The organism is Cyanobium sp. BA20m-p-22, from assembly GCF_024346275.1.
Taxonomy (GTDB): domain Bacteria; phylum Cyanobacteriota; class Cyanobacteriia; order PCC-6307; family Cyanobiaceae; genus Cyanobium_A.
Genome location: NZ_JAGQCQ010000011.1, coordinates 19,906 through 28,022, shown reverse-complemented (window position 1 = coordinate 28,022; position 8,117 = coordinate 19,906). Strand labels below are relative to the sequence as shown.

Annotated in this window: 7 protein-coding genes and 1 pseudogene; 3 read left to right on the top strand and 5 right to left on the bottom strand. The window is 67.6% G+C overall.

Features of this window, described 5'->3' with window-relative positions; all coding sequences use genetic code 11:
• From KBZ15_RS02060 to KBZ15_RS02050, 3 genes and pseudogenes are all read right to left on the bottom strand, one after another.
• Positions 1–781: pseudogene (locus KBZ15_RS02060) on the bottom strand (penicillin-binding protein 2); the annotation flags it as partial.
• Complete coding sequence (locus KBZ15_RS02055; RefSeq protein ID WP_255012956.1) at positions 781–1,242, bottom strand: hypothetical protein; 462 nt, start codon at positions 1,240–1,242, stop codon at positions 781–783. The gene KBZ15_RS02055 and the pseudogene KBZ15_RS02060, both read right to left, overlap by 1 nt.
• A 66-nt stretch (positions 1,243–1,308) precedes the next feature.
• Positions 1,309–2,745: a CPBP family intramembrane glutamic endopeptidase gene (locus KBZ15_RS02050; protein WP_255012954.1), complete on the bottom strand. Its 1,437-nt coding sequence runs from the start codon at positions 2,743–2,745 to the stop codon at positions 1,309–1,311.
• Positions 2,746–2,827: 82 nt separating this feature from the next.
• Between KBZ15_RS02050 and KBZ15_RS02045 the strand changes: the two genes are divergently transcribed.
• Complete coding sequence (locus tag KBZ15_RS02045; RefSeq protein WP_255012963.1) at positions 2,828–4,177, top strand: histidine phosphatase family protein; 1,350 nt, start codon at positions 2,828–2,830, stop codon at positions 4,175–4,177.
• Between the two features lie 4 nt (positions 4,178–4,181).
• Positions 4,182–5,462: a dihydroorotase gene (locus KBZ15_RS02040; RefSeq protein ID WP_255012952.1), complete on the top strand. Its 1,281-nt coding sequence runs from the start codon at positions 4,182–4,184 to the stop codon at positions 5,460–5,462.
• Here KBZ15_RS02040 and lepB read toward each other — a convergent pair.
• Positions 5,455–6,153 carry a signal peptidase I gene (lepB, locus tag KBZ15_RS02035; protein ID WP_261357384.1) on the bottom strand — a complete coding sequence of 233 codons (699 nt, stop codon included), beginning with the start codon at positions 6,151–6,153 and terminating at the stop codon, positions 5,455–5,457. The two genes, KBZ15_RS02040 and lepB, sit on opposite strands and share 8 nt — an antisense overlap.
• 78 nt (positions 6,154–6,231) lie before the next feature.
• Here lepB and KBZ15_RS02030 point away from each other — a divergent pair, with 78 nt between their 5' ends.
• On the top strand, positions 6,232–7,788 hold the full coding sequence (locus tag KBZ15_RS02030) for a hypothetical protein (protein ID WP_255012950.1): 1,557 nt from the start codon (positions 6,232–6,234) through the stop codon (positions 7,786–7,788).
• On the opposite strand, the gene KBZ15_RS02025 is transcribed toward KBZ15_RS02030, so the two are convergent.
• Positions 7,751–8,098, bottom strand: a complete 348-nt coding sequence (locus KBZ15_RS02025) for a Spx/MgsR family RNA polymerase-binding regulatory protein (RefSeq protein ID WP_255012948.1) — start codon at positions 8,096–8,098, stop codon at positions 7,751–7,753. The two genes, KBZ15_RS02030 and KBZ15_RS02025, sit on opposite strands and share 38 nt — an antisense overlap.
• Between the last annotated feature and the right edge of the window lie 19 nt (positions 8,099–8,117).

The following is an 8,117-nucleotide window of genomic DNA, read 5'->3' as shown; positions in this document are numbered from 1 at the left end:
CCAGGGCCTGCTGGGCCACCTGCTGCAGGCGGGCATCGAGGGTGAGCTGGAGGCGCAGGTCGTCGCCGTAGAGGGAGCCTGCCGTCAGGCCGGCTGGCAGGGGGGTGCCATCGGCGCCACGGCGCATCTGCAGGGGGGTTTCGTTGCGCTTGAGCTCCCCGTCGCGGCTCTGCTCCAGCCCTGCCTGGGGCACCCGCTCCAGGTTGAGGAAGCCAACAACGTTGGCAAAGAGTTGGCCCTGGGGGTAGATGCGATGGGGATAGGGCTCCAGGTCTAGGCCGCTGATGCCGAGTTGGCGAATCCTGCCTGCGGTTTCCGGATCGAGCTCGGAGAGGAGCTTCACCCCGGTTTGGCGGCCGGCCATCGCCTCGAGCAACCCCGATTTGGGCAGGGCGAGCTCGGCTGCGAGCTTGGTTGCCACGTCATCGGCGCTGCGAACCTTCTGGGGGTCATCGCCGGGGAAGTTGAAGTAGCGGGGATGGGCCCAGAGGCTGAAACGCTGTTCGTCCAGGGCCACCAGACGGCCATTGCGATCGACGATCGTGCGGCGCTTACCGATCGGCTGGGTGGTTTGGGTCTGGATGGCGTGGGCCCGGGCCTGGAGGTTGGCCCCATCCACCACCTGCAACCAGGCGAGGCGGCCGGCCAGAGCGACCAGCCCGGCGCAGAGCAATCCGTAGACCGCCAGCAGCCGAATGACAGGCACGGGCTGGATCGCCACAACCTTTTGGCGGGAATTGCTGCGACCACGGCTGGGTCCGGGGCGGCGACTGGCCGTCATCAGTAGCCCGGACGAATCTGGCTCAAGGTACCCATGCCGATCTGAAGACTGCCCAACAGCTCAGTGGGATTGGCAGGCCTGGGGGTGTGGGGAGCGGCAAGATAGATGAGCTTCTCGCTGCTGGTGGGCACCAGCAAACCTGGTTTTTTCAGGGCACCCAGGTGGTGCTGCTCCAATAGGGCCGCCGATTCCTGCATTCTGTGGGCCAACATCTGGGAAGCTTCCAGCTGCTGATAGCTCTCGCCCCAATGGTTCTGCCAGTGAAGGGTGAGACCACTCATGGCCAGCATGCAGATGCCCAGCCCCAGGAGGGTGCCATCGGTGGCCCGATGGAGATTGGCCATCCAGGGGGCCCGCCGGTCGAGCTTGCGACCTGAGAGCGAACCCTTGAGCAGCTCGAGGGTTCCGCCCTGGAGACCAGCTCTGCTGGAAGCCTGCCGGGGCAATAGGGAGGCAACCAAGAGAACGGACCGGACTCCCCGGGATTGAACCACCCAGAGCAGCTGCAGGCAAGGGCCAGACGCAGCTCAGCCAGCCAGCAGGAGCAGGTTGGCAAAGGTGAGCCCGTTCCAGAGGCCATGCATCAACACGCTCGCCGCTAGCCGGCCACTCTGGAGTCGCAGCCAGCCCAGGCCCAAGCCCAGCACGAACAGCGGTGGCAACTCCCCCAGGCTCAGGTGGGCAATCCCAAACACAAGGGCGCTGATCAGCACCGCCGCGAAACCACCCCAGCGCTCGGCCAGCACCGGCAGCAGCACCCCGCGAAACAGGGTTTCTTCAAACAGGGGGGCCAGCACCATGGCCGTGAGGGCAAAGCAGAGCAGGGCAAGGGGATTGGCGCTGTTGAGCACCAGCTCCAACAGGGGATTGCTGCCGCCTGGATCGCCCACCAACCTCTCCAGCAGCCAGCTCACCAAAGCCACGAGGGGAAGCACCATCAACAGCTGGGCCAGCGCCCGCCGTAGGGCCGAGCCCAGGGGGCGCCAGTGCCACTGGAGCCAGCCACCGGCAGGCGGTTGGCCGTGGGGCCTCAACTGGGACCACAACAACAGCAGGGGGGCCGCCATCAGGCCGAGATAGAGGGCAATTACCAACAGCCCCTGCTGCAGGGCAGGCTCCGCCGCCAGGGGGCTCAACAGCCCCTGCAGCAGCGGAACCAGCAGGAGAGGTACCACCAGCTCCCCCAGCACCACGAAACCTCCCGCAATCAGCAGGGTGGCCTGGGCCAGGCTGAGCGGTGGGGCCTGCAGGGGAGGGTTTCCAACAAAACTGCCAACACCACTGCCACCCCCCTTGCCCTTGCCCAGCCAGCGCCTTGCCAGCTCACGCAGGAGCAGGGCAGTGCCCACCAGCATCAGCACCACGGGGGCGAGGGTTGTGCCGAGCAGGCGCCAGATCGCGGCCTGTTGGGCTGGGACATCCACACAGCTGGGGCCTGCTCCCCCCAGGGCCTGGCAGACCAGCTGCCTGGTCAGGGGAGAGTCCCGCCACCCCTCCAGCAACTGGTCCACCTGGCCGGCTACCGGGGCCCCTTGGGCAGCGGGGGCCCGCAGCAGCTGCAGCAGGCGGCGCTGCTCGGGCGGCACCTGCTGGTCCAAGTTCTGCAGACGCTCACTCGCCTGGCCCGGCTCGCCAGCCTTGAGCTGCAGCAAAGCCAGTTGCAGCTGCTGGGCTGGCGCCGGTGGCAGGGACCTATCCGCCAGCTGCTTCTCCAACCCCAGCCGTAGGGCCTCAAGGGGATGCTCGCCCGCCAGGGCACGCCCCAGGCTGGGGGGCAGGCCGGGCGCGGCCAGGGCCGCCAACTCCTGCTGGCGCAACTCCAGGTCATTGCCAACCGAAGGCCGCTGCAAGCTGTCCACCAATCCGCTCAGCCAGAGCAGGCCACTGAGCACAAGGCTGATCAGGGCCAATCCGGTGGTCCACCCCGTGCTCCGGCTGGGTCGAGGGGTGGGATTGGCGTTCAACCGCAGGCCCTCCAGGGCTTACTCGAACTTCAATTCTGGACTGCCCCCTTCCCATACGATGGGTATGAGCAGCCTCCAGCCAATGTCCCTTCGGATTGTGTTGGTGCGCCATGGCCTCAGCAGTTTCAACCTGGAGCACCGGATCCAGGGGCGAGACGACCTCTCCAACCTGACCGGAATCGGCCAGAGTCAGGCCCGGGCCTGCGGGGCGGCCCTGGGGGATCTGGTTTTCGAAGCCGTCTACAGCTCCCCGCTGAGACGGGCCGCCGACACCACCAGGTTGCTGCTGGCCGAACAGGGCCAGGGCCTGCAGGCGGAATTTGATGAGGGGCTACTGGAAATCGACCTGGCCCCCTGGAGCGGTCTGCTGCGCCAGGAGCTGCGGGAGCGGTTTGCCGACCAGGAGCTCCAGTGGCGCCAGGCCCCGGAAAGGCTCGAATTGCAGCGGGCTGATGGCAGCACCTACCGGCCCCTGCCGGAACTGATGCGACAGGCAGATCAATTCCGCCGCCAGCTGCTTGAGCGGCACGCCGCAGCCATCAACAACGACCAGGATCCACCCCACACCGTGCTGGTGGTGGCCCATAACGCCATCCTGCGCTGCCTGCTGTTGGCCCTGCTGGACCTGCCCATCTCCGGTTTTCGCCGGCTGCGGGTCGACAACTGTTCCATCTCCGTACTGAACGTGGGCAGGAGCAACGTGGGCAGGAGCGGGGTGCAGGTGGAGCTGGTCAATGGGCTGGCCCACCTGGGCGAGCCCCTGCCCATCAAGGGCGATGGGGCACGGCTGTTGCTGGTGCGCCACGGCGAAACCGACTGGAACCGCGAAGGCCGCTTCCAGGGCCAGATTGATATACCCCTCAATGCCACCGGCCGCTGCCAAGCGGAGGCGGCGGGTCGCTTTCTGGCTCCGGTGACGATCAACCGGGCATACACCAGTTGCATGGCCAGGCCCCGCCAAACGGCCGAGGCGATCCTGGCCTCCCACCCCGGGGTACCTCTCACCAGCAGCGCCGGCCTGGTGGAGATCGGCCACGGCCTCTGGGAGGGCAGGTTGGAGCAGGACATCGCCGCAGGTTGGCCCGAGTTGCTGGCCAACTGGAAGCGAGCCCCCCACACCGTGCAGATGCCAGAAGGGGAAACCCTGCAGGAGGTATCGGAGCGCTCGCTGGGCACCTGGCAGCGCATCGCCGCCAGCCTCGACAGCAGCGAGACGGCGCTGGTGGTCGCCCATGACGCCGTCAACAAGACCATCCTCTGCGACCTGCTGGGCCTGGGACCGGCCGACATCTGGGCGATCAAACAGGGCAATGGCGGCGTCAGCGTGATCGACTACCCCGAAGGCGCCGCAGGGCGACCGGTGGTGGCCGCCCTGAACCTCACCCAGCATCTCGGCGGCGTATTGGATCGCACCGCCGCAGGGGCCCTGTGAAGCCTTGACCCCCCCCCTCTGGCTGCACCAGGTTGAACTGCTGGCCGGTCCGCACCAATCGGCCACCAGCTGCGACGCCCTGATTGCCCCTGATGGCAGCCTGCTCGCCTGGGGCGAGGGGGCGACCCAGCAGGCCCAGGCCCTTGGCCTTGCCGCCAGGCTCGCCAAGGGTTGGTTGCTGGCGCCGCTGCTGGTGGATCCCCACAGCGTGCTGGAGCAGGCCAGCGGCGGCCGAGCGGAAGATCTGGCCAGCCTGGCCGGGGCCGCTGCTGCCGGGGGATACGGCACCGTCGCCCTCCTCCCCTGGGCCAGCCCCTGGCGGGACCAACCGGAAAAGCTCGGGCTCAGCTGGCCGGCACCGATGCAGCTGGAGCTATGGGGCAGCTTCAGCATCGGGGGAGCCGATCAGGAGCTCGCTCCCCATGGCGACCAACTTGCCGCTGGAGCCATTGGCCTGGCGGGCACTGACCAGGTACCGCCCCTGGCCCTGATGGAGCGGGGCCTGCTGCTGGGGGAGATGGGCCGGAGTCCGGTTCTGCTGGCACCCCGCGATGCCGGCCTCAGCGGCGGCGGCTTCGTGCGCGAAGGCGTGGAGACATTGCGGGCCGGCTGGCCCCCCGATCCTGTGCTGAGCGAGACCCTACCCCTGCAGAGCCTGCTCAGCCTGGCGGAGCTGCGGCCCGAAGCCCGCCTGGCCCTGATGAACCTGGCCACCGCCGCGGGGGTAGGGCTGCTGCGCCAGGCGCCTCGGCGCCCCATGGCCACCGTGGGTTGGTGGCACCTGCTGGCCGACAGCGGCAACCTCGATCCCAGCGCCGAGGGCTGGCGGCTGTGCCCCTCCCTGGGCGCCCCCAGGGACCGGGAAGCCCTGATCACGGCCCTGGCCGATGGCGTGCTCACCGCAGTGGCAGTCCATCACCTGCCCCTCGATGCGGAGGAGATCCTGCTCCCCCTCGACCAGCGCCGGGCCGGCCTGGCCGGCCATGGGGGCCGCCATGGCCTGGTGCTGCCCCTGCTCTGGGCTGAACTGGTGGGCCGGCGCAGCTGGCCGGTGCAGCGGCTCTGGCAAGCCCTCAGCTGGGGCGGCTCCGAGCTGCTGGGGCGGGAGCCGGAGCAGCTCGGAGCCGGGTCCCGTCGCTGGCTGCTGTTCGACCCCAACTATGGCTGGAGCTGGGATCGACAGGGGTGCCCGTCACGGGCAGCAAACCATCCCCTGGGGGGCAAGCAGCTGGTGGGTGGGATAAGGGCTAGCGGCCTGATCCCGGCTGCCCAGTGGACTATTTGACTCCCAGGGAGCCGGTCTGGTTGAAGGGGTAGAAGCGCCAGAAGGCCCGACCGATGATTTCTTTCTGGGGCAAAAAGGCCCCACCGGGCCAGAAACGGCCATCCCAGCTGTTGGCCCGGTTGTCCCCCAGGGTCAGTACATGGCCAGGGGGAACCACCGCATTGAGGGTGCGGCATGGCCCCATGCCCTGGCTATCCACAGGGCAGTCGTTCTGCACATAGGGCTCGGCCAGGCGCACCCCATTGATGAAAACATGGCCCCTGGGGTCCACACTGACCCGCTCGCCAGGCAGGGCTACCACCCGCTTGATGTAGGCATCACAGGCCGGGTTAGCCACCCCAGGCAGGCTGCCGACCAAGGGCAGGTTGACCACCAGACAGCTAAGGGGATTAGGGCTGGCCCCTGCCGAAAGCACCGGATCGAAGTGGTGGGGTGAGTGGAACACCACGATCTCGCCACGGCGGGGAGCCCGCTGGCGATAGGTGAGCTTTTCCACCAGCAGCCGGTCCTGGATCTGCAGCCCAGGCAACATCGAACCGGAGGGGATGTAGCGGGCCTCCACCAGAAATTGGCGGATGCCCAGGGCCACCGCCAGGGTGATGGCCACACTGCGCCAGAAGGCCCACGGGCTCTCCTGGGGGCTGGCGAGAGCGCCAGGCTGGGTGTTCGGTTTGGGGTTGTCGTGAATCAAGACTTGCGATCTGCCAGGGTGCAGGCCCAGCTGGCTAGACACGGCAGATTAGGCACACCCTCCCCTTCGCCAAGGCCCATGTCGCCGCCCCGTTGGCAATCCAACTCCACGGCCTCACCCGGCGGCTGGGGGCAGGGCTGGGACCGCTTCGTGGCGGTGTGGGCCAGCCTCAACCTGGTCTGGGTTGCCTTTGACATCACCTACCTGCCGCTGCGCACCTTCTGGCTGCAGCGCAACCTCTATCCGATCCCCTCGGTGCCGCTGGTGGTGCCCCTCACGGTGATCCCGGACGTGACGCCCCTTGTCGATCCGATCAAGGGCATCGAACCCCACCGCGAAACCCAGGCCTACATCGAGCAATTCCGGCGCCTGGATGCGGCCCTGCTGGCCCTGCCCGCCGGCCAGCGGCCCCAGGCCGCCCAGGTGGCGCTGCTGAACCGCCAGGTTCAGCTCACCGTCCAGATGGTCGACAGCAATCCTTTCCAGGCTTCTGGAGCCACCGGCACCCTCGAAAAGATCATAAATCGCCTGCGCCAGCGGGCTGATCTGGATTCCGCCCGCCAGGCCTCCGGCCTGCTACTAAGCCCGGACTGGATCCAGGCCAAGGATTGGAACAGCGAGCGGCGCTTCTGGAACGACCAGATCCTGCCCCTGGTGGCCACCAACTACTGGCGATCGATCGACGAAAACGGACGCCCCACTGACCATTTCTGGCGGATCGACCTGCTGCTGTTCCAGAGCGTCTTTGGCCTGGACATCCTGCTGCGCCTGATCCGAATGCGGCGCCGATTGCCCGGGCTGAGCTGGGGCGACGCCCTGCTGCGGCGCTGGAGCGACCTGCCCCTGCTGCTGCCCTTCTGGCGTTGGCTGCGGCTGATGCCCGTGCTGGAGCGACTGCAGACCTCAGGCCTGGTCAACTTTGAGCCGCTGCGGGCCGTGGTGAGCCGGGGGGTGGTGGCCCTGCTGGCGGTGGAACTGTTTGAGGTGCTGTCGTTGCAGATTCTCGATGGAACCCAGGGCCTGATCCGCTCGCGCCGCTGGCCCCAAAGGCTGCGGGCCCTGCGCAGCCACCAAAGTGTGGCCAGCAGGGATGAGCGTGCCCTGGTGGAGCTGGTGCGCATCTGGGCACCCCTGTTGCTCAGCCGAGTCGCGCCCCGACTCGCCCCCGAACTGCAGGGCCTGCTGGGCTACAGCCTGCGGCAAAGCCTGGATCGCACCGTGGTGCCGCCGCCGCTGCGGCAACTGCAGCCGCTGCTGCAGGTGGAAAGCGGCATCAGCCGCCAGCTGGCGGGAGGCATGGTCGAAAGCCTGCTCGAGCTCTCGCGCAGCACGGGCAACCGACTTGGTCGCCGCGACGATGTGCAGCTGGATCTGCTCCAGCGTTTCATCGACCGCTTCTGGGATGAACTGGCCGCTGCCCTGGAGAGTGGTTCGGCCCTCGAGCGCTCCCAGGAGCTCCTCTGTGCCCTGATCGATGGCGCCAAGGGCACCTACCTCAGCCAGATCAACAGGGCCGGCATAGAAGCCCTGATCCAGGAGCTCGATCAGCTGATCACTGCTCCTAGCCAACAAGCACCACCTAGCCAATCAAAACCGCTTAACCGCCCAAAGCCTCCTGCCACTCCTGCTCCTTGAAGCCCGTCAGGATTGCACCGCCGCTGGTAATCAGGAACGGTCGCTTAATCAGCTTGCCATCGGCGGCCAGTGCCGCCAGAGCGCTCCGATCATCCAGCGCCTGCACGGTGGCGGAGCCCAGGGCGCGGTAGCTCTGGCCACTGGTGTTGAACAGGCGCTTGCGGCCCAGTTGGGCCAACGCCAGCTCCAGCTCGGCCAGGCTCGGGGAAGTCTGGGTGATGTCGAGCATCTGGGCATGGAGATCCCGGGCGGCGAGCCACTGGAGGGCCTTGCGGCAGGTGCTGCAGCCCGAATAGCCGTAGAACTTCATCCTTGCCGGCCCAGGGGCT